This is a genomic window from Nonomuraea sp. H19 (assembly GCF_052068215.1).
Lineage (GTDB): Bacteria > Actinomycetota > Actinomycetes > Streptosporangiales > Streptosporangiaceae > Nonomuraea.
Window position 1 is genome coordinate 12,094 of the sequence record NZ_JBQHCV010000041.1, and the last position, 23,311, is coordinate 35,404.

Below are 23,311 nucleotides of genomic sequence, written 5' to 3' on the forward strand. Positions count from 1 at the left end.
GGCTGTCACAGGGAGTCGGCGAAGGCGGCGATCCAGGCAAGGGATGAGTTCCAGTTGATCGCCACCTCGTTGGTGGACCAGGAGCCGATGTCGTCGATGTAGCACTTGGCCGGCGTACAGCCGGCGAGGTTGCGCTGGGCGACCGGGTCCTGGAGACCGGAATTGGGGCCTCCGGCCAGGGAGCCGGGGGCGGGGGTGGGAAGGCTCGGGTCGATCTGGTGGGCCCAGAATCGGTGGTGCTGGTTGTGGCTGGCCCGCTCGCCGTACCCGGTGACATAGGACTGGTTCAGCGCGTTGCGCCCGAACAGGTAGTCCATCGACTCCAGGACCGCCTCGCGGTAGCGGCGGTCGCGGGTGAGGTCGTAGGCCATCGCCATGATCACTGCGCTGTTGGTGGTGGCGCTGGTCGAGCCCCAGACGTACCTGCCGTCGGCCGGCAGGTAGGGGTTGGCGTAACCCTGGACGCTCATGTCGCGCACGTAGCCGTCGGCGACGGACAGCACCCTCTTGCGCGCGGCGGCGGACATGGCGGCCGGGAAGCGGCCGAGCAGCCGGGCGACGGTCAGGTCGGCCAGCGCGCCGGTCGACTGCCAGGAGAACCCGTCCGCGGTCAGCTTCGTGGTGACGAAGGTCAGGTAGGAGTGCTTGCCGGTGGTCGCGTACAGCTCGGCGGCCGCCCAGGAGAACTCGTCGGAGACGTCGGTGTCGTCGTAAGCGCCCCCACCCTCGCCTCCGGGCGGTGCGTAGAGGTCGGGATGCGCACGGGCCGCCCGCCAAGCTGTCTCGGCCGCCTCAAGGCAACGCCGGGCGAACGCGCGGTCCCATGCCTTCCAGATCCGGGCACACTGGGCGCCGGCTGCGGCGAGGTTGAGAGTCGCGGCCGTGGAGGGCGGGTAGAGGTAGCGTGGCTGGGTGTCCAGGTGCGGGATCGTCGGGTGCCCGGTCCACGCGGCGTCGTGCATCTTGTGGTGGACCAGGCCGCTGCCGGGCACCTGCATGCGAAGCAGGAACTCCACCTCCCAGCGCGCCTCGTCGAGCACGTCCGGGACGCCGTTGCCGGCCTCGGGGACGCGCAGCAGGCCGTCGTGTATCCCCTCCCGATCGTCCTGCCTGCGCGAGCGCTCGTAGAGGTCCATGAGCTGCCAGGCGGCGAGGGCGCCGTTCACCACGTACTTGCCGTGGTCGCCCGCGTCGTACCAGCCTCCGCGCACGTCCAGCGTGTGGTCGCACGTGCCCGGCAGACATGGGACGCGGGTGTCCCCCTGGTTGGGGGCGACGCCGAGGTGCCCGGCCGGCCTGGCGTAGGCGTCGCCGACGTACGCGGCCTCGATCGGGATGCCGCTGCGGTTGTGGTAGAAGTACGCCAGCGCGTCCCTGCGCAGCCCGTCGTACAGGTCGTCGCCGATGTCGAACGGCAGGCTGACCTGGTCGCCGACCGCGAGTGTGTAGCCGGTGCCCGCCTTGCGGACGGACGAGAAGTCGGCCAGGTGGACATGGTCGCCGGACATCGCGTCGGCGCCATGCACCCGGGTGCGGCCCTGGGCCACGGCTGCGCCGCGCGTGTTGAGCAGCCGCCATTCCAGCGGCTCGGTCCCGGGGTTGACGATCGTGGCGCGTTTGGGGCCCGAGGTCGCGTAGCCGTGCTGGTTGACCCGCACCGGCGAGCCGAGGTCCCGGTCGCCTCCGGGCGGGAGCACCCCGCCGACCAGGGAGATCTCGTCCAGGCAGAGCGTGTACGGCTCCGTGGCGCCGCCCATCTGGAAGGTCACCTGTCCGTGCGAGTCCGAGACGTTCGACGTCGCGGTGTACTCGAACGTGCGCGGCGTGGCTGTCAGCTCGGGCCGTTGGTCCAGGGGGGTGGTGTACGGCGGGCCGGCGAGCTGGACGGTAGTGCGGATGGTGACGTCCCGGCTGGCGGAGGCGGTGAAGCGGAGGGTGTATGGCTGGCCGTCCTCCAACGGGACGTCGTTCTGGCCGATCATGGAGTCCCACGGGTTCGTGGTGCCGGCGGGGACGTCGGCGCACAGCCGGCCCGATTCGACGCGTGACGGGGTGTTCTGGCTGCTCCACCAAGGGTCTTTGCCGCTGTCGAAGCCGCCGTTCAGGAGTCTTTCGTAGGAGTCGGCGTGCGCGGGGGTCGCGAGGCCGGCGAGGAGGAGGACACAGGCCGCGGACAGCCTGAGTGTGGCGGACATACCGGGACCTTTCAGGTCGCTGGACAGAGTCGTCCCCGGGATACCGCGGCGTCAGTGTCGAATCTTCTGCGAGGGCACCGCGAGCTGTCAACTGTTTCGCGGAGATTGAACCTTGCTCTCTCCGCCCCCTTCTCAGCGGTGCGACAATCCCCTAACATCGGCTGGGAGCGCTCCCAATAATGTACAGAAAAAGCTCTGGAACACCGGCACAATCCGCGGCGTCAACGCAGGTAGTCGAGTGTATCGAGCGGCTTCATCCCCTCTGGAACCGCTCCCGGAAAACAGGGAGAATGAGATGACGACAAGGCTGGCGCGGCCGCTGATCGCCGCCGCCCTCACCGGCCTGCTCGCGGCGTGCGGCGCCGGCGCACAGACGCCGGACACCGCGACGCAGGGAAAGATCACCCTGGTGGTCAAGACCTTCAGCGAGTTCGGCTACGAGGAGCTCTACAAGCAGTACGAGGCCGCTCATCCTGGAATAACGATCAAGCAGGAGAGCATCGCCCAGCTCGGCGACTACCTGCCCAAGCTGCAGCAGTGGATGGCCTCGGGCAGCGGAGCCGGAGACGTGGTCGCGCTGGAGGAGGGCATCCTCATCCAGTTCATGGCCAAGCCCGAGCGGTTCGTGAACCTTCTCGACCACGGAGCCGGGTCACTGAAGGCCGATTTCCTGGAATGGAAGTGGAAGCAGGCACTCACGAACGACGGCTCCAAACTCGTCGGGCTCGGCACCGACGTCGGCGCGCAAGGCATGTGCTACCGGACAGACCTGCTGGCCAAGGCCGGGCTGCCCACCGATCGCGAGAAGGTCGGTGAGCTCTGGCCGACCTGGGACGCTTACCTTGCCACCGGGCAGAAGTTCGCTCAGGCCAAGACGGGAGCGCACTTCTTCGACTCGGCCGGCGGCATCTATCAGAACATCCTGATGCAGCAGGGCGACCACACCTACTACGACACCTCCAACAACCTGGTGATCGACACCAATCCCGGGGTGAAGGCGTCCTGGGACCAGGCGGTCAAGATGATCCAGGGTGGGCTGTCGGCGAATCTCGCGCAGTGGAGCCCGCAGTGGAACGCCGGGTTCAAGAAGGGCACCTTCGCCACCATCCCGTGCCCGTCGTGGATGCTCGGCGTCATTGAGGAGCAGGCGGGGCCGGAGAACGCCGGCAAGTGGGACGTGGCGCGCGTGCCGGGTGACGGAGCCGTTCGCGGCGGCTCGTTCCTGGCGGTGCCGAAGCAGAGCAAGCACCAGAAGGAAGCAGCCGAGCTGATCAAATTCCTCACCAGCCCGAAGGGGCAGATCGCGGCGTTCAAGGCCAAGAGCAACTTCCCCTCATCGCCGCAGGCCATCGATGACCCGGCGGTGCAGGGCTTCGTCAACGACTACTTCAACAACGCTCCCGTCGGGAAGATCTTCGGAGCGAGCGCGAAGGCGCTCAAGCCGGTGTACCTGGGGCCGGACAACAACCCGGTCGGTGACCGCGTCGGCAACGCGCTGATGGCCGTCGAGCAGGGCAAGCTGCAGCCGGACGAGGCGTGGACCAAGGCTGTCGAGGACGCCAAGCGTGCTGCTAAGTAACAAAGTGCGATCCGCTACGCACGCGAGGTCGCGGGCGGGACTGCTGTCCCGCCTCGACCTGGTGGGCTCGCCCTACCTTTTCGTGGCGCCGTTCTTCGTGATCTTCGGGGTCTTCGGGCTCTTCCCGTTGCTGTACACCGCATGGGTCTCGCTGCACGACTGGGACCTGGCAGGAGACGCGGGGTTCGTCGGGCTGGCAAACTATGCGGATCTGTTCGCCGACCCCGACTTCTGGAACGCGGTCGTCAACACCCTCGGCATGTTCGTGCTGGCCACGGTGCCGCAGTTGCTCCTGGCACTGGTCGTGGCGAGCCTGCTCAACCAGCGGCTGCGTGCGCTGACGTTCTTCCGGATGGGGGTGCTCGCGCCGATCGTCACCTCGGTGGCGGCGGTGGGCATCGTGTTCAGCCAGATCTTCGACCGCGACGCCGGCATGGCCAACGGCCTACTCGCCCTGCTGGGCGTGGACCCGGTGGACTGGCGGGCGGACAAGTGGTCGTCCTGGCTGGCGATCTCGGTCATGGTCGATTGGCGATGGACCGGCTACAACGCGCTGATCTTCCTGGCCGCGATGCAGTCGGTGCCGCGCGACGTGTACGAGGCGGCGGCCATCGACGGCGCCTCCAAGGCCAGGCAGTTCTGGGGCATCACGGTGCCGCTGATCCGGCCGGCGATCCTGTTCGCTGTGATCATCTCGACAATCGGCGGGATGCAGCTGTTCACCGAACCGCTCATCTTCGGCCAGGGCGCCTACGCCATCTCCGGCGGCAGCCTGCGGCAGTTCCAGACCGTGGCCATGTACATGTTCGAGAAGGCCTTCAGGGACTTCGACTACGGCTATGGCTCGGCCGTCGCCTGGATGATCTTCCTGCTCATCGTGGTCTTCGCTCTGGTCAACTTCCTGCTCACGCGGAGAGCGAGATAGCCATGCGAACCTCAGGACCCCTGGTCTACCTCACCCTGCTGGCGGCGATCGCACTGTCGGTCTTCCCGCTCTACTGGCTGTTCGTCGTGGCCACCCGGGCCAACGACGTCGTCGGCGACTGGCCGCCGCCCCTCACCCCGGGCGGCAACCTGGGCGAGAACGTCACGCGGCTCTTCGCGGCCGAGGACGCCAATTTCCTGCTGGGGATGGTCAACTCCGCTATCGCCTCCATCACCGTGACCGTGTCGGTGGTGTTCTTCTGCTCGCTGGCCGGCTTTGCGTTCGCCAAGCTGCGCTTCCGCGGCAGGAACGCGCTGTTGCTCGTCATCCTGGCCACGATGATGATCCCGGTCCAGATGGGCATCATCCCACTCTATATGATCATGGTGGAGCTCGGCTGGCAGAACCGGCTGCAGGCGGTCATCGTGCCGTTCCTGGTCTCGGCGTTCGGTGTCTTCCTGATGCGGCAGTACGCCGAGCGGGCCGTCCCCGACGAGTTGGTCGAGGCGGCGCGGGTGGACGGCTGCTCGACCTTCGGCATCTTCTGGAAGGTCGTGCTGCCCGCCCTACGGCCGGGCGCCGCCGTGCTGGGGCTGTTCACCTTCATGGGCACCTGGAACGAGTTCCTGTGGCCGCTGGCCGTTCTGGAGGCCGACAACCCGACCGTCCAGTTCTCGCTCAGTCAGTTGTCCAGCACGTACTACACCGACTACACGCTCATGTTTTCCGGGACGCTGATCGCCACGCTCCCGCTGCTGTTCGTCTTCATCGCGTTCGGCCGCCAGATCATCGGCGGCATCATGGAAGGAGCCGTCAAGGCGTGAACACGTTCGATCCTGGCTTTCTCTGGGGGGCCGCCACCTCGAGCTACCAGATCGAGGGGGCGTCCGCCGAGGACGGACGCGAGCCTTCGATCTGGGATGTCTTCGCCGCGCAGCCCGGCAACGTGCGCGACGGCGACACCGGCGACATCGCCTGTGACCACTACCACCGCTACCGCGACGACGTCGCCCTCATGGCCGAGCTCGGCCTGCGCGCCTACCGCTTCTCCGTGGCCTGGCCGCGGGTGCAGCCGCTCGGATCGGGGGCCGTCAACCAGCGCGGCCTGGACTTCTACCGGCGCCTCGTGGACGAGCTGCTGAGCCGCGAGATCCAGCCGTGGCCGACGCTGTACCACTGGGACCTGCCCCAGCCACTGGAGGACGCCGGTGGCTGGCCCGCGCGGGACACGGCCCTGCGCTTCGCCGACTACGCCGCCGCCGTGCACGACGCGCTGGCCGACAGGGTAACGCACTGGACCACGCTCAACGAGCCCTGGTGCTCGGCCTTCCTCGGGTACGCCACCGGAGAGCACGCGCCCGGCCGGCGTGAGCCTGCCGCCGCCATCCGTGCCGTGCACCACCTGCTGCTCGGACACGGCATGGCCGCGAGCGCCATGAGCGGCTCGCGGGTCGGCATCACGCTGAACCCCGCCCAGGTGAGCCCGGCCACCGGCTCGGCCGAGGACGTGGACGCCGCGCGCCGCATCGACGGCGTGGCCAACCGGATCTTCCTGGACCCGCTGTTCCGGGCCGCGTACCCAGCGGACGTGGTCCAGGACCTGACCGAGGTGACCGGCTTCGAGCACGTCCGTGACGGCGACCTGAAGGTGATCGCGGCGCCGCTGGACTTCCTCGGCGTCAACTACTACACCCCGGCCATCGTCTCCGGAGACGGTCCCGCCCGCCCGCCGGGCAAGCCGAGCCCATACGTCGGGTCGGAGACGGTGCGGTTCGTTGACGGCGGGGGGCCGCGGACCACCCTGGGATGGGAGGTCGACGAGAGCGGGCTGTCCGACCTGCTCGTGCGGCTCGCCCGCGACTACCCGGTGACCGCCCTCTACGTCACCGAGAACGGCGCGGCCTATGACGAGGAGGTTCACGACGCCGACCGGATCGCCTACTTCGATGGCCACCTGCGCGCCTGCCACGACGCCGTTGCGCAGGGAGTGCCGCTGCGCGGCTATTTCGCCTGGTCTCTGTTGGACAACTTCGAGTGGGCGCACGGGTACGCCCAGCGGTTCGGCCTGGTGCACGTCGACTTCGCCACGCAGCGCCGTACCCCCAAGGACAGCGCGCGCTGGTACGCCGAGGTGATCAGGCGCGGTGGGCTGTGAGACCCACGATCGAGCAGGTGGCCGCGCACGCGGGGGTCGGCCGGAGCACGGTCTCCCGCGTGCTCAACGGCTCCTCCAAGGTGCGCCCGAGGACCAGGCTCACCGTGCAGAAGGCCATCGAGGAGTTGCGCTACACCCCCAACCGGGCCGCGCGTTCGCTGGTCACCCGGCGCATGGACACGGTCGCGCTGGTCATCTCCGAGTCTCCCGAGCGCGTGTTCAGCGACCCGTTCTTCGCGGGCGTGGTACGCGGCATCGCGGCGCAGCTGACGTCGTCCGGCAAGCAGCTGCTGATAACCATGGCCCGGTCGAGCAGCGAGCGGTCAGCGTTGGAGGCCTATCTCGGGGGCGGCCACGTGGACGGGGTCCTGCTGCTCTCGCTGCACCACGAGGATCCGCTCCCGTCCCGCCTGGGGGAGCTCGGCGTCCCGGCGGTGCTGGGCGGCAGGCCGCTCGATCCCGCTCTCGCCGCTCATGTCGTGGACGTGGACAACCAGGCGGGAGCGTACCTGGCGGTACGGCACCTGATCGAGCGGGGACGCCGCCGGATCGCGACCATCACGGGGCCGATGGACATGCTCGTCAGCGTCCACCGACTGGGGGGCTACCGTGATTGCCTGACCGCCTCCGGGATCGAGGAGAGTTCCGATCTCGTGGCGGGCGGGGACTTCAGTGAGCGGAGCGGTGCCGTGGCCATGCGGGCACTGCTGGCCCGCAGGCCCGACCTCGACGCGGTCTTCGCCGCCTCCGACCTGATGGCCCTGGGCGCGCTGCGGGTGCTGCGCGAGGCAGGCCGCGCCGACGTGGCCGTCGTGGGCTTCGACGACTCGCCACTCGCCGAGCAGGCCGGGCTCACCTCGGTCCATCAGCCGGTCGAGGACATGGGCCGGGAGATGGTCCGCCTGCTGCTCATGCTGATCGGCGGCGGGACACCGAGCCGATCCGTCCTCGTCCTCACCCCACACCTCGCGACAAGGGAGACTTCATGAAATTTCGTCATCTTGGGCACAGCGGGCTCATGATCAGCGAGATCGCCTACGGCAACTGGCTCACCGAGGACACCGTCGAACCCTGCGTGCACGCCGCCCTCGACGCCGGGATCACCACGTTCGACACCGCCGACGCCTACGCCGAGACCCGCGCCGAGGAGGCGCTCGGCCAGGCGCTGCGGGACGTCCGCCGCGATTCGGTGGAGATCCTCACCAAGATCTACTGGCCCACCGGCCCCGGCCCCAACGACCGCGGCCTGTCCCGCAAGCACATCATGCGCTCGATCGACGGCTCCCTGCGCCGCCTCCGCACCGACTACGTGGATCTCTACCAGGCGCACCGCTACGACTACGCCACCCCCCTGGAGGAGACCCTGCGGGCCTTCGACGACCTGGTGCGAGCCGGCAAGGTCCTGTACGTCGGTGTCTCCGACTGGACGGCGGAGCAGATCGCCGACGCGCTGCGGATCGCCGACGACCTGGGCCTGGACCGGATCGTGTCCAACCAGCCGCAGTACAACATGCTCCGCAGGGTCATCGAGCCGGAGATCCTGCCACTGTGCGCCAAGGAAGGTGTCGGCCAGCTCGTCTACCAGCCGATGGCCCAAGGCGTGCTGGCCGGGCGCTACTCCCCCGGCCAGGCGCCGCCCGCCGAGGCGCGCAGGGAGTTCGTGGGCCGCCTGCTCACCGACGACGTCCTGACACGTGTGGAGCGGCTCCGCCCGATCGCGGCGGACCTCGGGCTGACCATGGCGCAACTGGCGATCGCCTGGGTACTGCGCGGCCCCGGGGTCTCGGCCGCGATCGTCGGCGGCTCACGGCCCGAGCAGGTGCACGACAGTGCGGCGGCATCCGGGGCGACCCTCGGAGACGACGTGCTCCGCGCGATCGACCAGATCTTGGACGACGTGGTGGAACGCGTGGCCGACGGGCCGTTCAGCCCGCTCACCAGGCCCTGATCGCGAGTGGAAGCGCTCACAGACTGGAAGCCTGGTACCCTCCACATGACCAGCATGTAAACGCTTGGGAGCGCTCCTAAAAATGACGGATCGGCAGCCGACGCTGGACGAGGTGGCCCGGCGGGCGGGAGTGTCCAGGGGCACGGTGTCTCGGGTGATCAACAACGCCCCGCATGTCAGCCGGGCCGCGCGGCAGGCCGTGGAGCGGGCCATCAAGGACCTGGGCTACGTGCCCAACGTCGCCGCCCGCTCCCTGGCCACCCAGCGCAGTGGCGCGGTCGTGCTGGCGGTCTCCAGCGACGACCAGGCCCTGTTCACCAACCCCTTCTTCGCCGAGGTCATCGTCGGGGTGAACGCCGTCCTGGAGGAAACCGACCTCGAGCTGCTGCTGATCCTGGCCGCCTCCGAGCGCGGCAGGAACCGGCTGGCCCGTGTCCTGCAGTCACGCAGGGCCGACGGTGTCATGCTGCTGGCCCTGCGGGAAAACGACCCCCTGGCGAAGGTGGCCGCCGAGGGCGGCGTCCCCGTGGTATACGGCGGACGCTCCCTGGGCAGCTCCCACCACTGGTACGTGGACGCCGACAACCGCGACGGCGCTCGCCAGGCGGCCGAATACCTGATCTCCACCGGCCGCACCCGGATCGCGACCATCACCGGGCCGCTCGACATGCACGTCGGCCTATCCCGCTACCTGGGCTTCCGCGAGGCGCTGGCGCTGGCCGGACTCGGAGCCGAGCGGGTCGCGCACGGCGACTTCACCGAGGCGAGCGGAGCCGCCGCGATGGCTCGCCTGCTGACCGAGCATCCGGATCTCGACGCCGTGCTGATCGCCTCCGACGAGATGGCCGTGGGCGCGCTCGGCGTGCTGAAAGAGCACGGCCGGACCGTACCCGGCGACATCGCGGTCGTGGGGTTCGACGACGTGGTGACCGCCCGGCACACCCATCCCACCCTGACCACGGTACGCCAGCCCATCAAAGCTCTCGGCCGCGAGATGACCCGCATGCTGCTCGCCCTGATCCGGGGCGGGCAACCCACCCCACTCATCCTCCCCACCGAACTGGTCATCCGCGAATCCGCCTGAACCCATATCGCGGCACGGCATGCGGCTGCCCGAACATCCGTGCCGGGGGCCGGAACTGGCGACCTCGCGTAATCAAGTGTCGCGTGTTCGCGCCCTCTGGAACTGCAAAGGTCACACGACGTAGTAGCCAGTGGATGAGTGGGGCCGCGGGACGGGGTGTCTGTAAGAGCCGTGCAATGGAGTACATGGGTTTGATGTTTGTCCAGGTCAGAAGGCTCATGGCGCGAGGGCTACGGCGAACCTTCAGGTAGTCGCCGCCGGTATTACAAAGGCTGGTGACCTGCACGAGCTCGAGCACCTGCCCCTGGTTGCGCCCGTCTTACCGACGCCCGGTTACCACCAGGAGCGCTGAGTGCTGTTCTATCGTGCCGCGGTCGATTTGTTGTCAAAGATCATAAACTTGGGTTCTGGCGCGATCAATGAGCTTGTCGTTTGGGTGTGGATCCTTTCCAGGGAGCCTCTGAGCTGGTGGTCTGAGCCTGGATGCACGGCGTGAATTCTTGTGATCGTTTTCCGGCTCAATTCCTCGACGAGGGCTGGTCGCGCAGGTGAGGACATGTTTTCGGGCGTGACAGAGCTGCCGTGCTCGCATCACGGCTTGTCCAGAGCCAGGTCGGGGTCGTGGAGCGCGTGCAGACGCTGATGGCCGGCGAGGGCCGTGCAGGAGTGTGACCAGGGGTTCGGTAGGTCAGGCCGCGTGTGCCGGTGGCGGATGGTGGGTGGCGGCGAAGACGTTCGTCCAGGCATGCCGCCAGGGCCAATGCTCGGGAAGGTGGAAGACCACGTGCCCGCGGCCGTGCCGGGCGATCCGCGCGGGGATGGCGATCAACTGGCGGCGCAGGGTCGCGCCGCGCGCTTTGGCGTGGAAGGCCGAGGTCAGGCAGCCGGTGGCGCGCGGCAGGTTATGGGTGAGGGCGGCCAAGGTGAGCCAGGCCGCGTTGGCTGCGAACGAGCCTGAGGGCAAATGGGCGAGCGGTCCGTCGATCAAGTCGGCGTTGACCTGCTCCTGCACGGCGTGATCACGATGCTGTTCCTCGGCCTGAAGCAGCGCATACGGGCTGTCGGTGAAGATCGGATAGTAGCGCCAGGAGGCGAACAGCTCGTCTTGGCCACGTCCGGCCTGCGGGTTGAGCCGCTTGACCCGGCGGACGATCAGCCGGGCGGTGACGGCCTTGCCGGTCTTGCTGGTGAAGGCGGTATAGCGGGTTTCGGCGACCTCGGCGTCAGAGACCCAGCCACCGGCTTGGGGGTCGAAAATGGCGCGCGGATACTTGATCGGTGTCCACGCGTCCTCGGCGATCGCGGCGATCGCGGCGATCGCCTCTTTGACCTTGGGGTCCAGCTTGGCGGTGACGGAGAAGCGGGCATCGTGCTCGCGGCACGCTGCGATCACCTGCGCGCCGTAGAAGGCGCTGTCCATCCGGACGATCAGGGTCGCGCCGGCGCCCGCGTCCCGGGCGGCGCCGATCTGCTCGCGCACGAACGAGGCCGCGCCACGGGCTGAACCGGCGCTGCCGCCGCGCAATCGGGTCCCGGCCACGATCGGCGCGGCCAGCGGGGTCGACACCGTCGCAAGCAGCACATTCAGCCCGCGTATCAGCACGCTCCTGCCCTGGATCGGTTGCTGTGCTCTCAGCCTGGATCCACAGGTTTGAATTCGGTGTGATGGCCGCGAAAAGGGGTGAGGTGTCCTCCGAGCTGGGATGATGGGAGTTCTCTAGGCTTCCAGGTCAACTTCAGTCCAGCCGTTTCAAGAACGGCCCTCCGTGATCTCCCGGTGGACTCGGCCGGCGGTCCCGCTACCGCGGGACCGCCAAGACCCATCTCCAGCATCTACTCATCGCCGCGGCGATGAACCTGACCCGGCTCGACGCATGGCTGACCGGAACGCCGCTGGCCCCGACCCGCAACCTCGCATTTCGCCGCTCTGAAGCGCTCCGACGGCATGATGCGACTCTGCGAAGACAAAGTGTGCAGACGCGGACCAACCCGGTGAGGCGCATAGTGGCGTGAGTGAAGAGGGGTTTGAGGAATATCGGAACCGGATCAAGCCCAGCGCGCCAGCCTTACCGATTTACGGACACGTCTTCCGCCATGTCACGACGACCCCGGACTCACCCGGCATCCGCGAGGACGGAGCATCCGGGGCGGTCTGGAGCTTCACTCTCTCGAAGCCAAGGCGCCGGGGAACGGCCGCGCTGGCAAGATTGGCCGCGTCGTGCCGAATTTCCAGCCACTTGACTCCATCCAGCGCGAATCCCGCCATGATCAGCGCGGCGACGGCCTCAGCGACCAGGCCCCGGCCGGTCCAGTCCCCATGCAGCCAATAACCGATCTCCAGGCCGCCCGGCCCGACCCTGCGCATCAAGCCGCAGCCGCCCACCACCAGGCCCTCCGCAATGATGGCGTACTTGTACGCCTCGTCCCGCTCCCACTCCGAAACAGCCGTGGTCACCAGCTTGGTCGCGACTTCATGACTGTCTCCCACAGCAAGGGGCGACCAGGGGAGCAGATGATCGTGGGAGTCTCTGATCGCCTGAGTCACCGCATTGATGTCCTCCTTCTGCCATCGGCGCAGTTCAAGGCGGTCGCAGAGAAGAATTGCGGCGGGACGTTGCATCACCCCATGATCCACCTCAGACAGATTCTCATCAACATCCCTAGAAAAGGCGGCCGGGAGGCTCGGCGCAAAGCTCCCAGCATGGAAAAGCCCCCCGTGATCACTTACCGTCGTCCGTTCTAGCGATCGTCGCAACACCCCAGCTTGGGGAGTGCGATGGAGTTCGAGATCCGCGAGATCCGGTCCTCTCAGGGGCGGAGAAAGCTGACCCGTGAGCGGGAGGAATACTTCCGCCTTATGGATCAAGGCTTCAGCAGCATGGAAGCGTGCCGCATCGTCGGGATCAACTACCGGACGGGGAAGCGGTGGCGGAACGGCTCGGCGCCGAATAAGGCAAAAAAGAAGGGGGCCCCACCGGTCAGACGACCGGCGGGGCCCCTTCTGACGTGTCCCGCTACCTGCGGGAAGACGAGCGGATCTACGTTGCTGACCAGGTGCGGGAGAAGGTGTCGATCCGAGAGATCGCACGCGAGCTGGGCCGTGCGCCCTCGACCATCAGCCGGGAGATCCGCCGCAACCGGCATCCCACTACGGCCAGTACCGGCCGTACGCGGCTCAGGCTCGTGCCGACGCGCGCCGGCCGCGCCCCAAGCCCAGCAAGATCGGGCAGAACCCGGAGTTACGGGCCTACATTCAGGAGAACCTGCACAAGCGCTGGAGCCCGGAGCAGATCGTGCAGAGCCTGCGCCTGGCCTTTCCCGAGCGGGCGGAGATGCACGTGTGTCACGAGACCATCTACCAGGCCCTCTATGTCCAGGGCCGCGGCGAGCTACGCCGTGAGGTAAGCCGGGCGTTGCGCACTGGCCGTGCCATGCGCAAGCCGCGCCGTCTGGCCCAGCAGCGCCAGCCCCGCTGCAGCGCTCCGATGGTGATGATCAGCGAGCGGCCGGCGGAGGCCGACGACCGCGCCGTTCCCGGCCATTGGGAAGGCGACCTCATCATCGGCAAGAACCAGTTGTCCGCCATCGGGACGCTGGTCGAGCGCACCACCCGCTATGTCATGCTCGTCCACCTGCCACACGACCACAGCGCGGTCAGCATGCGCGATGCCCTGCTGGACAGCATCGTGACGCTCCCGACCCATCTCAGACGCTCCCTCACATGGGATCAGGGCAGCGAGATGGGCCGCCACCACGAGTTCTCCATCGCCGCTGACATGCCCGTCTACTTCTGCAACCCGGCCAGCCCGTGGCAGAGGGGCTCGAACGAGAAGCATCAACGGCCTGCTACGCCAGTACTTCCCCAAGGGCGCCGACCTGTCGGTCCACACCCGCGAGCAGCTCGTCGCCGCTGAATTGAACGCCAGGCCACGGAAGACGCTCGGCTGGGAGACCCCAGCAGAACGCCTCGCGAAGCTCTTGGCCGCCTGCGCCTGACCTCGGGGAGGCGGTGCTGCGGTAATCCCATCTGCGATGAAAACGCGGCAGCAGATGAGAATCGCGGTGTCGAAACGCACCGCGCGCAGGCTGACCACGGTTTGCGGCGCTTGTGCGATTATCTCCAGCATGCCTACCGATCTGCGCAGCCGATGGAATCACAACACGCATTACCATCACCTGGCCTTGGAGGCCGTGACACCCGGGGCAAAGACGGCTCTGGACGTGGGCACAGGCGATGGTCTGCTGGCGGCCGATCTACGCGAGTTGGTGCCGCAGGTAACTGCCATCGATCTGGATCCTGCAGTTCTCGACCGGGCTCGCACGACGAGGGCGGACGTGGACTGGGTCGTGGGCGACGTGATGAGCACTCCGTTACCCGAGGGGCACTTCGACGTCGTCACGTCCATCGCCACCGTGCACCACCTGCCTGACTTGAGCGCCGGATTCACCAGGTTGGCCTCGCTCACAGCGCCAGGTGGAGCGCTCGTCGTGATCGGTTGCGCAAATAGCGGACGTCCACGCGACTACCTGATGGACGCCGTCGGCGTCGCCCAAAACCAGGTGTTCTCGCGCACACGCGGCTACTGGCATCACACGGCACCCGTGAAGATGACCTTTGCCCACACTTACGCCCAGGTGAAGCAGATCGCCTCCGCTGTCCTACCAGGGATGCGCTGGCGTCGGCTTCCACTTTTTCGCTACGCCGTTGTCTGGCGCAAGCCCGCCTGAAGTACCGGTGCTCGGCGTCGACGAACGCGCACGTCTGGGCGAACGTCGCCGGTGTGCTCCCCGGCCGGGACGCCGATTGGGAGGCATGGTGGGCATCCTTCCCAGGGAGGACCGGCCGTCCTCGGAAGGATGCCCACCGGTGACCGCCCAGCCATGCTGGACTGCCGCCAGCAAATGATCACCTGTGTTGCGACGACCCCTGGAATTCGCCCGTCCGTGATCACGGGGGGGGCTTGTGTTGATCTACTTCGCCAACGGTGTCTCTCATCGGGCGGCGCCTGGCGCAGCGTCGCCCAGCCGTCCGCGGCCCGCTCCACCCGCCAGGCCGACGGCCACACCCTGCGCACGTCCGCTGCCGCCGGCGCCACTCGCGCACCGGGCCCGCGGATCGCCGAGCATCTGCGCCGAGAGGGCTGGCGGATCTCTGACAACACGGTCGCGAAGATCATGCGTGAGCATGGGCTGGCCGCCCGGGTCAGGCCGCGGGCGCAGGTCCACCACCCGGCAGGACGGGAGCCGCTGGCATGCCGCCGACCAGGTCAGGCGAGACTTCCGCGCCGCTGCGCCGGACCAGCGGTGGGTGGGCGATGACACCTAGATCCACCTAGATCCCCACCGGGGAGGGGAAACTGCAGCTATGGCGGGGGTGCCGGACTGACCCTGCCCACCCTCGTCGGTGCCGCCGCGGCCGTGCTGCCGCCGCACAGCTTCTCGACCGGCTCCGGAGTGGTCACCATGGCGCGGCAGATCGGCACCGTGCTCGGCATCGCGATGCTGGTCGCCGCCCTCGGCACCTCCACGGGCCGCGAATCCTCCTTCGACGACGGCTGGCTGCTCACGCTGCTGACGACGGCCGCCACGGCGGCGACCCGCCTGCTCATCCGCCGCCCGCAAGGGAGCGGCTCGTGATCTCTCCCGGCGCGCTACTACGGGCCGCGCCGCTGGACGAGCCGATCGAGACCGGCTCGCACCTGCGAGGTTTCGGCGGCGTCCACGGCGGGCTGGCCCTCGCTCTGCTGACCACCGCGATGGCGGAACGGGCTCCTGCCACGCTCCTCCAGAGGGTCACGGCCCGCTACCTTCGACCGCTCGGGGACGAGTTCCGGATCGAGGTCTCGACGGAACGCTCCGGTCGTACCATGACCGCGCTCGCCGCCCGGGCAATGACGCAGAAGGATGTCCACGTCGACGCGACGGCGATCTTCGCGACGCCACAACCGGCGTCCTGGCCGACCGTCGCCCCTCCGGCGCCCGCGGCCCCGCCGCCCGAGCAATGCGAGGTCTTCACGATCCCGCCCGGGTTCGTGCCGATCTCGACGTCCATGGAGATCCGCCCCGTCGGACCGAACCGCCCCTACACGGGCGGCGCCGAGCCCGAACTGACCGCCTGGATCCGGCTGCTGGAGGACGACGAGCCCCCCGACGTCCACCGCCTGATCCCCCTCATGGACGGCCTGGCGCCCTCCTACACCGCCGTCCTGCCGGAGCTCGTGCTCCTCCCCACCGTCGAATTCGCCGTGAGACCCGCCGCCGCCGGGCTGAAGCGAGCCGCCTCACCGTGGGTGCTGCTGCGCGCCCGTACGCACCAGGCAGGCGCCGACGGCTGGGTCGACGAGGGCATCGACGCCTGGGGACCGGACGGCGACCACCTCGGCAGCGCCAGGCAGACACGCCTAGTACGGCCCGCATGACGGGGGTTCACCTGCGTGGGCAGCGCACGCGGCGGCGCGACCGCCACCGGCCACCCGGCGAGGTCCGGCACGGACGGCGACTATGCTGCGCGACATGCCGAAGGACGCACAACCGCGCGAGTGCTCCATCGCCGACACCCTGGACCTGGTCGGCGAACGGTGGAGCTCCTGGCCATCCGCGAGCTCAGCTACGGCGTCGGGCGTTTCGATCAGATCGTCCGCAACACAGGCGCCCCTCGCGACATCCTCACCGCTCGGCTCCGGAAACTGGAGTCGAACGGGATCATCCAGCGGAAACGCTACAGCGAACACCCGGTCCGCCACGAGTACCATCTCACGCCCGCCGGCGTGGAACTGTGCGACGTCCTGATCGCCCTGATGAAGTGGGGCGACCGCCACTTGCACCCCGGCGATCCTCCCGTGCGGTGGCGGCACTCCTGCGGCCAGACCGTCGACCCCCTGCTGATCTGCCGTCACTGCGGTGGTGAGGCCCGCGTCGGCGCTCATTCCCCCACCGGCAGAGGCGCCCTGACCACCTGACGCCCCACGAACGCCCGCATCGTCGGCGTGGCCATCAGCACTACCTTCGAGCCTCCGGGGGTCCGCTCAGCAGGCGACCTGCGGATTCTCGCCCGTCTGATACCCCCCAATTCCGGAGAGTTCGAGCAGGTCCTGATAGTGGTCGGGGAAGCCGCATGCCTCGGGGGTGCAGCCGCGCGCCCCGGGGATCAAGTCCCAGTCGTTGGGCAGGTCGGTGCCCGGGCGGCGGGTGAGCGGGTAAATGTAGATCAGCGTGCGGCCCGCGCCGAGCGCGTTCAGGTGGATCGTCGCGCCGCCGGTGCTCTGGAGTTCCAGGTGCGGCACCTTCATGCCGGGCAGATGAGCGGCCGCGCCGTCGTCCTTGGGAACGGGCAGGTCAGCGGGCCAGGCTCATGTGGTCGGTCATCAGGTCCTTCCTTCGTCGGCGCCGTGGGCAGGAGGGCGACCCCGGCAGCGGCGGCTCCGGGCCTATTCGTCGCGGCCGGTTGTCACTCGCGCCCCGTGAGGATCTCCGCTGATGGTCTCGCCGTGAGCAGCAACGGCGTGGCGACGCCGGCGTGGGAGGCCACGTCGGCGAGGAACGCGGACAGCCAGCCGAGAGCGTCCAGCGACCACTCGGCGAGGTCGCCGCGCAGCGTGACGCGATGGTGGGCGGGACCGCGCCACAGCTCGTCGGTGATCGCGGGTCCCAAGGCAGGTTCATTCCGCTCCGCCGGTGTGATCGAGTCCAAGGAGAAGATCTCCTGCTGGAACTCCCGCAGCCAGGAGACCATCGTGGTCGCCGCCGATCCGATGGCGGGGTCCTGGCCCGAGTCGAGCGTCACCCGCACCCGTGTCCGGGCCCGCGGGTCGCGGTCGGCGAACCAGCCGGTGTCCTGGAGCAGGTTCATCACCGAGTCCGGGCGCGATGGCGGGTGAAGGCTCTGCACGGGCAGCAGTACCTGGACCGCTTCGAGGCGCGGCACCCCAATCCGCGCGACGACGTCGCCGGCGCACGACAGGAACGGCTGCACGGGCAGCGGCCGCCGGGGACGCGCTGGTTCGGCCAGCGACACCTGGAACCAGGCGACGCGTGTCGGCCGCGCCTCGGCGGTTGTGTCGCGCCCGGCGGTTATGTCGTGGCCGGCGTCGTTCATGCCCCAGAGGCCGCCGGACGAGCCGGCCGCCGTGTCGGCGAGCCAGCCCATCGCCGACGACCTGGCCAGGAACAGGCTGTAGGCGTCGGAGGAGGCGACGCGCGGATCTCGCCAGGCGTGCGGTGTCAGGCGGCCGTGCAGGGCCGCGAACATGGTGCCCACCGGCTCGATGCTCACGTCGCCTCCCTCAACCTATCGCCTGCACTTGATGTTGCGCGCCGGGGTCGTGAGCTTGCGCGGGTCGTCGGCCTGGCCGACCAGGTCGACGTCGATGACGCTACGCCACCCCGTCACGCTTCCGTTGTTGCAGGCCGCCCGGCCGGTCGCGCGGTTGCCGCGGCCACCGCCGGACTTCACCGTCTTCTTGCCCGGGGAACCGACGTTGCGCCACTTGCCGTCGCTGTAGTACTGCTGCAGTTGCACGGTGACGACGGCCGTACTGGCCCTGCAGTTGCCGTTGACCCACCAGCCGTGCCCGGATGCCTCGAAGGCGGACGATGAGACGTGGACGTTGTCACCGTTGGTCGTGAAGAGGCACAGCGCCGCGGCGACCGCCTCCTCGGCCACCGCGTCCTCGTCCTCCCCGGAGCTGGTGTTGTCCAGGGTTAACCCGCCGAGCGCGAGGTCGGACGCGGGGGCCGGCGCCGGCTCAGCCGCCGGTACGGGGTCGGCCGAGGCCGTCGCCGGCGAGAGGCCGAGCATCGCCACGCTCACGATGGCCGCGGCGGAAAAGATTCTGCGAAGAGCATGAGGCATGAAGGAATCTCCAGGTCGAGGGAGCATGGCGGCACGCAGCACGGCACCCCGCATGGCGTTGAACTCCTGCGCAGCCCAGACCTCGGGCCGTGCCGCCTGGCCTGGAAAGAAGCCGGGCGTCACACCGCCAGCTACGCGCGGGAACGTCGAGGTCACATCATCGGTGGAGCGGACGGCACGAACCGGCAGCCACGACGGAACGACGGAAGTGGATCACCAGACCAAACAGCCAAGATCGTCTTCCGTGCTGTAACGCCCCCGCGATGAAGCGCCCTGTGGACGCAGGGCACAAGCATGGTGATCTACGTTTTTGGTGTCAACCGTAACGCCCGCCACGATTGTCCGGAATATGCGACAAACCCGAGCCGTCTTGGCGACAACTTTCAGGGGGCAGACGGCGTCTACGGCGCGGACGAACTCACGGGCCCGCGGGAGGCGGCAGGGCCGGCGCCGTCGCAGGCTTGGGCATCACGCTTCCCGGACGCTGACGGCGGCGCCGTGGTGGCCGGGCGCCTCGATCGCGCTGGACAACGCGACAGGCGGCCCCTCTCCGCGCGGTTCCCGCCGTTCGCCCGTGCGCACTACAAGGCGAAAGCCCCCGACGTTCCTGAATTCATGGCCTGACCTGCTTCTGGAGTTTGAACGTGGCGCGGTACGCGCTGGGACTGGGGCCGATGCGGGAGGCGAAGTGCGAGCGCAGCGTCACGGGTGAGCCGAAGCCGGCCAGGGCGGCGATCCGCTCGACTGGAAGATCAGTGGTCTCCAGCAGTTCCCGGGCGCGGTCCAGCCGCGCGGTCAGCAGCCATTTCCGCGGAGTGGTGCCCGTCTGTGCCCGGAACTGCCGGTTGAGGCTGCGTACGCTCAAGCGGGCGTGCCGGGCGATGTCGCCCAACGTCAGAGGCAGATGCAGGTTCTCGCGCATCCACTGCAAGGTCGATTGGAGGATCGGGCCGTCGCTTCGGGGAGCGGGGTGCCGGATGATCTGGGCCTGCTCACCGTCGCGCTGCGGCGGCATCACCACGGTACGTGCGGCACCGGCGGCCGCCGCGGCACCGTGATCGGTGCGGATCATGTGCAGGCACAGATCGAGTCCCGCGGCGGCCCCCGCGGAGGTCAGCACCTGCCCGTTGTCGACGAACAGGACCGCTGGGTCCACCGTGACACGCGGGTAGGACCGGGCGAGATCCTGGGCGGCACGCCAGTGTGTAGTGGCCCGGAGTCCGTCCAACAGCCCGGCGGCGGCCAGGACGAAGGCGCCCGTGCAGATCGACGCGATCCGTGCGCCGTTCCCCGCGGCCGTGCGCAGCAGCTCCAGCACTCGTGGTTCCGGCGGCTCGTGGTGTCGGCCTACGCCCGGCACCACGAGCGTGTCGGCGTCGGCGGCCGCGTCGAGCGGGAAGTCGCAGCGCACCCGGAAGCTCGGGACGCCGACAGCGGTGGCGGTGACGTCCTGATCACCGCAAACCCGGACCTCATACCGAGGAGTTCCGTCAGAACTCCATGCCGCGGAGAACGCCTGACACGGCACCGCCAGATCGAACGCGACGACCCCGTCGAAGGCCAGTACCGCCACCGTGTGCATGGCCAGAACGTATCGCAACACGGCACGGCCGGCCCTGGTCCGGTCATCCCGTCAATCTCGACACTTGGGCCATGGAACGCAGAAACCTCTTGATGGGTGTGACCGCCTCGATCTCCGCGGCCGCCCTACCGGATACCGTGGCCGCTGCCGCCACGGCGGACTCGCCCGTCGGCGCCCGGCAACGCGTGCACATCGTGTTGTTCGACGGCGTCGAGGAACTGGATTTCGCCGCGCCGCTGGAAACCCTCGACATCGCCGGCAAGTTCGGCGCGCCCATCGAGACGAGGCTGGTCACCGTCGAAGGGCCGCGTAGGGTGACGGCCAGTTGCGGCACGCGGATCGATGTAGACGCCGACTGGATGCCCGGGGAGGCGGACGTGATCCTGGTGCCGGGCGGCGACGTCCGGGATGCCGGCAAGCCCGGCGTGGCGGCGGAGATCAAGCGCGGAGTGATCCCGACCGCGTTGCGCGCGGCCCGCAGACGGGGGCTGACCATGGCGTCGGTGTGTACCGGCGCGCTGCTGCTGGGCGCGGCGGGTCTGGTCCGGGGCCGGCCGTGCACCACGCATCACGGCAGCAAGAAACAATTGGCTGAGCAGGGCGGCAAGGTCGTCAACGGGCCCGGCGGAGGCATGCTGGGGCCACGCGTGGTCGACGACGGTGACCTGGTCACCTCAGCCGGCGTCACGAGCGGCCTGGAACTGGCCTTGTGGCTCGTCCAGCGCGCATATGGCACGCAAATGTCCATGAACGTCGAGATGGTGCTGGAGTACGAACGCCGCGGCGTCGTCCACGAGGCCCGCCGCCGCGGCTAGCCCGGCTTGATTCGGCGAAGCCGGGAAGATCGAGTCGAGTTTGGTGATGTTGAGTGGGGTCGCTGGTCAGGCGGCGATCCCGCTGCGGTGGGCGAGGTCGTCGATGGCTCGTTGGTAGGCGGCGGGGGCGGTGGCCAGAAGGCTGGGCTGGAGGAGTACGGCCATGCCGGAGGTCAGGAAGTGGTCGTGGGCGGCGTAACGGCACCGAGCCGTGGTGCCGGTCCAGGAGTGGCTGAGCAACTCCTGGACTGCGAACAGGTTCATCCCAGCCAGGTATAGCTGGGAGGCGCAAAAGTGCCACAGCACGTGCAGCGTTAACCGTCCCGACCAGGTCGGCAGATGGCGGTCGACGGCGTCGATCAAGGCTCGGCGAAACACGTCCGCGGCGGCGCTGGGTGCAGTTGCCCTCGGCGTTCTTCCGCTCAGAAGGGAACAGCGGGGTGCGGTGGCTGGACAGGTCGAGCTCAAACAGCCCGAGGACGTCTTCAATGAACCACCGCAGGCTGCAGCTGCATCCTGGACAGGTGCAGTGGCTTCACGAGCCTGATCGAGCGCGAGGCCCGCAGCAACGAGCACGCTCACCAGGGCGGCACCGGCCAGTGCGGGCACTGCGGATGCTACCCCGAGGCAGACGGAGCGAGGACATCGCGACGACCGACCACATCCGGGTCACCACCGAAGACCTGATCGCCGCAGGCCTGCTGCGCCGGATGCGGCCCGACGTCGCCGAGGCGATCCTGCCCGAGGTCCGCCAGGCCCTCACCGCCAAGGAATGGGATCGGCTCGGGGCCGCCGATGCCCTCTACGAACAGGCCGAACGCGAGGGCCAGAGCCGATAATGGTGACGGCCGGCTGACTCGCCCGTGGTCGTGGCCGCGCGCAGCATCAGTAACAGCGTCCCCGCCAGTACGGCGAGCCCGAACGCGGTCGCGATCGCCTGTGTCGGGCTCCGGAACCGTTCGAGGGCGGTCGCCCCTCTCATCCCGCGCACCGCACCCTGCCGGCGGGACCGTCACGAATGTCACCACCCAGACCGTATCGGGTGGGAACGGGGTGGCGACTCCGGGGTGAACCCGGGCCGGGCGGCGCACGTTGGCAGGGGCATAAGGAAACTTGTCGTGGCGACGGGCGTCCTGTTCGCGCTGTCGGGCTGCGCCGCCGAGCCGGAGTGCACGCTGATCGGCACTTCTGTCGGGATCTCGGTGCACGTCGACGCGCCGCTCGCGGACAGGGTCTCGGCGGCCGAGCTGACGGCGTGCTGGAACGGCTCCTGCCGTACGGCGAAGGTGGAGCTGCACCCGGCCGGCGGCGTCGCGCGGCAGACCTGCGAGGGCGAGGCCTGCGCGGCGGAGGTCGAGCCGACGGGCGGCAAGCAGGGGTTCGGGGACGTTGCGGGACTGCCCAAGGCGCCGGTGCGGGTGGAACCGCGGCTGAAGGGGCAGGGAGGCGAGCTCGTCGTGGAGCGGGAGCTGACCGTCACGCCCGAGGGCAGCTCCCTAACGGCCCGAACTGCGGCGCTGGTGGGCCGCAGGCCGCGATCGCCGTCTCGGGCTCGGGCGTGGTCAGCGACGGGGGTGACCGCGTGACGGCGGGTCACGAGGGCTCCCCTCGCAGCGCGCCGGTCCGAACCCTGCACCGCAGGGAGTGGGCCAGGGCCTGAGCCGAGTAGTCGCCCGGGGTCCTGCGGTGCGCGCTCCGCCCAGCGTTCGATGACTCGGGAGTGGTCGCGTTCCGGCTCTGTGGTCATGGGCTGCTCTTCCTGGTGGGCATGCGGTGCGGTATCGCGGAACCGAGCCTGCATCAACGCTTACCTGAGGCGCTGGAGGAGATAAACCTGCGCGCTGGCGACGCCCTCCTTGAACCGCACCGCACTCGCCTCTTCCAACGAGCTGCGGCACAGCCTGCTGCCTTCAGCGACGTATCGGACCTCGAACTCCCCGTCCTGAGGAGGCGCATCCATCCCAGCAGCCAACGCGCGCAAAGCCGTCATGACCGAAAGTTCTCCACTACCAAGATTGGAATCGAAGGGGGAATCCGACAGCTCAACGGCACGGCATTGGATCTAGTCCGCCCCCCGCCAGGGTCTTTAGCCCCAGTATGTTCAAGCGAGAGTCGTGGTGCGGAGCGAGGCGTCCGCCGTCGTCACTCGGCGATGGAGATTGCGGGAGCCGAGGGCC

Annotated in this window: 24 protein-coding genes and 1 pseudogene; 17 read left to right on the top strand and 8 right to left on the bottom strand. The window is 68.7% G+C overall.

The genetic code is table 11. The features are described from left to right. Window positions 1-5: 5 nt before the first annotated feature. Window positions 6-2,195 (bottom strand): glycoside hydrolase family 9 protein, encoded by a 2,190-nt coding sequence (locus ACTMTI_RS50920; protein WP_441128127.1) that lies wholly within the window; start codon window positions 2,193-2,195, stop codon window positions 6-8. 295 nt (window positions 2,196-2,490) lie between these two features. Between ACTMTI_RS50920 and ACTMTI_RS50925 the strand changes: the two genes are divergently transcribed. The 7 genes from ACTMTI_RS50925 to ACTMTI_RS50955 all read left to right on the top strand — a co-directional run bounded on the left by ACTMTI_RS50925 (window position 2,491) and on the right by ACTMTI_RS50955 (window position 9,886). Beyond that, entirely contained in the window at window positions 2,491-3,774 is a 1,284-nt protein-coding gene (locus ACTMTI_RS50925; protein WP_441128128.1) for an ABC transporter substrate-binding protein, read from the top strand. 4 nt (window positions 3,775-3,778) lie between these two features. Continuing rightward, complete coding sequence (locus ACTMTI_RS50930; protein ID WP_441128129.1) at window positions 3,779-4,699, top strand: carbohydrate ABC transporter permease; 921 nt, start codon at window positions 3,779-3,781, stop codon at window positions 4,697-4,699. 2 nt (window positions 4,700-4,701) lie between these two features. Continuing rightward, complete coding sequence (locus tag ACTMTI_RS50935) at window positions 4,702-5,523, top strand: carbohydrate ABC transporter permease (protein WP_441128130.1); 822 nt, start codon at window positions 4,702-4,704, stop codon at window positions 5,521-5,523. Then, on the top strand, window positions 5,520-6,854 hold the full coding sequence (locus ACTMTI_RS50940; protein WP_441128131.1) for a GH1 family beta-glucosidase: 1,335 nt from the start codon (window positions 5,520-5,522) through the stop codon (window positions 6,852-6,854). The genes ACTMTI_RS50935 and ACTMTI_RS50940 overlap by 4 nt, the downstream gene beginning before the upstream one ends. Continuing rightward, complete coding sequence (locus tag ACTMTI_RS50945) at window positions 6,851-7,843, top strand: LacI family DNA-binding transcriptional regulator (protein WP_441128132.1); 993 nt, start codon at window positions 6,851-6,853, stop codon at window positions 7,841-7,843. The genes ACTMTI_RS50940 and ACTMTI_RS50945 overlap by 4 nt, the downstream gene beginning before the upstream one ends. Further along, the gene (locus ACTMTI_RS50950) at window positions 7,840-8,802 is read left to right on the top strand and encodes an aldo/keto reductase family protein (RefSeq protein ID WP_441128133.1); all 963 of its coding nucleotides are present in this window, start codon (window positions 7,840-7,842) and stop codon (window positions 8,800-8,802) included. Before ACTMTI_RS50945 ends, ACTMTI_RS50950 begins: the two co-directional genes overlap by 4 nt. An 82-nt stretch (window positions 8,803-8,884) precedes the next feature. Continuing rightward, complete coding sequence (locus ACTMTI_RS50955; protein WP_441128134.1) at window positions 8,885-9,886, top strand: LacI family DNA-binding transcriptional regulator; 1,002 nt, start codon at window positions 8,885-8,887, stop codon at window positions 9,884-9,886. 688 nt (window positions 9,887-10,574) lie between these two features. On the opposite strand, the gene ACTMTI_RS50960 is transcribed toward ACTMTI_RS50955, so the two are convergent. Together ACTMTI_RS50960 and ACTMTI_RS50965 are read right to left on the bottom strand one after the other, a co-directional pair. After that, window positions 10,575-11,489, bottom strand: a complete 915-nt coding sequence (locus tag ACTMTI_RS50960; RefSeq protein ID WP_441128135.1) for an IS1380 family transposase — start codon at window positions 11,487-11,489, stop codon at window positions 10,575-10,577. Between the two features lie 471 nt (window positions 11,490-11,960). Continuing rightward, window positions 11,961-12,506, bottom strand: a complete 546-nt coding sequence (locus ACTMTI_RS50965; RefSeq protein WP_441128136.1) for a GNAT family N-acetyltransferase — start codon at window positions 12,504-12,506, stop codon at window positions 11,961-11,963. 156 nt (window positions 12,507-12,662) lie between these two features. Here ACTMTI_RS50965 and ACTMTI_RS50970 point away from each other — a divergent pair. From ACTMTI_RS50970 to ACTMTI_RS50995, 6 genes and pseudogenes are all read left to right on the top strand, one after another. Continuing rightward, window positions 12,663-13,882 (top strand): annotated as a pseudogene (locus tag ACTMTI_RS50970) (IS30 family transposase). Between the two features lie 36 nt (window positions 13,883-13,918). Continuing rightward, window positions 13,919-14,614, top strand: coding sequence for a class I SAM-dependent methyltransferase (locus tag ACTMTI_RS50975; protein WP_441128137.1), 696 nt, complete (start codon window positions 13,919-13,921; stop codon window positions 14,612-14,614). A gap of 174 nt (window positions 14,615-14,788) precedes the next feature. After that, complete coding sequence (locus tag ACTMTI_RS50980) at window positions 14,789-15,205, top strand: IS3 family transposase (protein WP_441128138.1); 417 nt, start codon at window positions 14,789-14,791, stop codon at window positions 15,203-15,205. Between the two features lie 99 nt (window positions 15,206-15,304). Next, window positions 15,305-15,523, top strand: coding sequence for a hypothetical protein (locus ACTMTI_RS50985; protein ID WP_441128139.1), 219 nt, complete (start codon window positions 15,305-15,307; stop codon window positions 15,521-15,523). After that, window positions 15,520-16,305: a thioesterase family protein gene (locus ACTMTI_RS50990; protein WP_441128140.1), complete on the top strand. Its 786-nt coding sequence runs from the start codon at window positions 15,520-15,522 to the stop codon at window positions 16,303-16,305. The genes ACTMTI_RS50985 and ACTMTI_RS50990 overlap by 4 nt, the downstream gene beginning before the upstream one ends. Window positions 16,306-16,464: 159 nt before the next feature. Then, entirely contained in the window at window positions 16,465-16,845 is a 381-nt protein-coding gene (locus ACTMTI_RS50995) for a winged helix-turn-helix transcriptional regulator (RefSeq protein ID WP_441128141.1), read from the top strand. 66 nt (window positions 16,846-16,911) lie between these two features. On the opposite strand, the gene ACTMTI_RS51000 is transcribed toward ACTMTI_RS50995, so the two are convergent. The 3 genes from ACTMTI_RS51000 to ACTMTI_RS51010 form a co-directional block, all read right to left on the bottom strand. After that, window positions 16,912-17,175, bottom strand: a complete 264-nt coding sequence (locus ACTMTI_RS51000) for a hypothetical protein (RefSeq protein WP_441128142.1) — start codon at window positions 17,173-17,175, stop codon at window positions 16,912-16,914. A 158-nt stretch (window positions 17,176-17,333) separates the two neighbouring features. Then, window positions 17,334-18,158 (bottom strand): hypothetical protein, encoded by an 825-nt coding sequence (locus ACTMTI_RS51005; protein WP_441128143.1) that lies wholly within the window; start codon window positions 18,156-18,158, stop codon window positions 17,334-17,336. A 15-nt stretch (window positions 18,159-18,173) separates the two neighbouring features. Further along, complete coding sequence (locus ACTMTI_RS51010) at window positions 18,174-18,737, bottom strand: hypothetical protein (RefSeq protein WP_441128144.1); 564 nt, start codon at window positions 18,735-18,737, stop codon at window positions 18,174-18,176. Window positions 18,738-19,031: 294 nt separating this feature from the next. Here ACTMTI_RS51010 and ACTMTI_RS51015 point away from each other — a divergent pair, with 294 nt between their 5' ends. After that, window positions 19,032-19,361: a hypothetical protein gene (locus ACTMTI_RS51015; RefSeq protein WP_441128145.1), complete on the top strand. Its 330-nt coding sequence runs from the start codon at window positions 19,032-19,034 to the stop codon at window positions 19,359-19,361. Here ACTMTI_RS51015 and ACTMTI_RS51020 read toward each other — a convergent pair. Then, the gene (locus tag ACTMTI_RS51020; RefSeq protein ID WP_441128146.1) at window positions 19,351-20,319 is read right to left on the bottom strand and encodes a GlxA family transcriptional regulator; all 969 of its coding nucleotides are present in this window, start codon (window positions 20,317-20,319) and stop codon (window positions 19,351-19,353) included. The two genes, ACTMTI_RS51015 and ACTMTI_RS51020, sit on opposite strands and share 11 nt — an antisense overlap. 71 nt (window positions 20,320-20,390) lie before the next feature. Here ACTMTI_RS51020 and ACTMTI_RS51025 point away from each other — a divergent pair, with 71 nt between their 5' ends. After that, on the top strand, window positions 20,391-21,134 hold the full coding sequence (locus tag ACTMTI_RS51025; RefSeq protein WP_441128147.1) for a DJ-1/PfpI family protein: 744 nt from the start codon (window positions 20,391-20,393) through the stop codon (window positions 21,132-21,134). Between the two features lie 66 nt (window positions 21,135-21,200). On the opposite strand, the gene ACTMTI_RS51030 is transcribed toward ACTMTI_RS51025, so the two are convergent. Then, complete coding sequence (locus tag ACTMTI_RS51030) at window positions 21,201-21,398, bottom strand: hypothetical protein (protein WP_441128148.1); 198 nt, start codon at window positions 21,396-21,398, stop codon at window positions 21,201-21,203. A gap of 350 nt (window positions 21,399-21,748) precedes the next feature. On the opposite strand from ACTMTI_RS51030, the gene ACTMTI_RS51035 reads away from it, so the two are divergent. Together ACTMTI_RS51035 and ACTMTI_RS51040 are read left to right on the top strand one after the other, a co-directional pair. After that, window positions 21,749-21,973, top strand: coding sequence for a hypothetical protein (locus tag ACTMTI_RS51035; RefSeq protein WP_441128149.1), 225 nt, complete (start codon window positions 21,749-21,751; stop codon window positions 21,971-21,973). Window positions 21,974-22,252: 279 nt separating this feature from the next. After that, window positions 22,253-22,720, top strand: coding sequence for a hypothetical protein (locus ACTMTI_RS51040; RefSeq protein ID WP_441128150.1), 468 nt, complete (start codon window positions 22,253-22,255; stop codon window positions 22,718-22,720). Window positions 22,721-23,311 lie beyond the last annotated feature (591 nt).

Bases quoted from the DNA above. Each gene is read 5' to 3' on its own strand.
- ACTMTI_RS51010 (WP_441128144.1), bottom strand. From the start codon at position 18,737: ATGCCTCATGCTCTTCGCAGAATCTTTTCCGCCGCGGCCATCGTGAGC.
- ACTMTI_RS51025 (WP_441128147.1), top strand. From the start codon at position 20,391: ATGGAACGCAGAAACCTCTTGATGGGTGTGACCGCCTCGATCTCCGCG.
- ACTMTI_RS50955 (WP_441128134.1), top strand. From the start codon at position 8,885: ATGACGGATCGGCAGCCGACGCTGGACGAGGTGGCCCGGCGGGCGGGA.
- ACTMTI_RS50950 (WP_441128133.1), top strand. From the start codon at position 7,840: ATGAAATTTCGTCATCTTGGGCACAGCGGGCTCATGATCAGCGAGATC.
- ACTMTI_RS50920 (WP_441128127.1), bottom strand. From the start codon at position 2,195: ATGTCCGCCACACTCAGGCTGTCCGCGGCCTGTGTCCTCCTCCTCGCC.
- ACTMTI_RS50975 (WP_441128137.1), top strand. From the start codon at position 13,919: ATGAAAACGCGGCAGCAGATGAGAATCGCGGTGTCGAAACGCACCGCG.
- ACTMTI_RS51015 (WP_441128145.1), top strand. From the start codon at position 19,032: ATGGTGATCTACGTTTTTGGTGTCAACCGTAACGCCCGCCACGATTGT.
- ACTMTI_RS50980 (WP_441128138.1), top strand. From the start codon at position 14,789: ATGATCACCTGTGTTGCGACGACCCCTGGAATTCGCCCGTCCGTGATC.
- ACTMTI_RS50925 (WP_441128128.1), top strand. From the start codon at position 2,491: ATGACGACAAGGCTGGCGCGGCCGCTGATCGCCGCCGCCCTCACCGGC.
- ACTMTI_RS50965 (WP_441128136.1), bottom strand. From the start codon at position 12,506: ATGCAACGTCCCGCCGCAATTCTTCTCTGCGACCGCCTTGAACTGCGC.
- ACTMTI_RS51000 (WP_441128142.1), bottom strand. From the start codon at position 17,175: ATGAAGGTGCCGCACCTGGAACTCCAGAGCACCGGCGGCGCGACGATC.
- ACTMTI_RS51020 (WP_441128146.1), bottom strand. From the start codon at position 20,319: ATGCACACGGTGGCGGTACTGGCCTTCGACGGGGTCGTCGCGTTCGAT.
- ACTMTI_RS51030 (WP_441128148.1), bottom strand. From the start codon at position 21,398: ATGAACCTGTTCGCAGTCCAGGAGTTGCTCAGCCACTCCTGGACCGGC.
- ACTMTI_RS51035 (WP_441128149.1), top strand. From the start codon at position 21,749: ATGCTACCCCGAGGCAGACGGAGCGAGGACATCGCGACGACCGACCAC.
- ACTMTI_RS50935 (WP_441128130.1), top strand. From the start codon at position 4,702: ATGCGAACCTCAGGACCCCTGGTCTACCTCACCCTGCTGGCGGCGATC.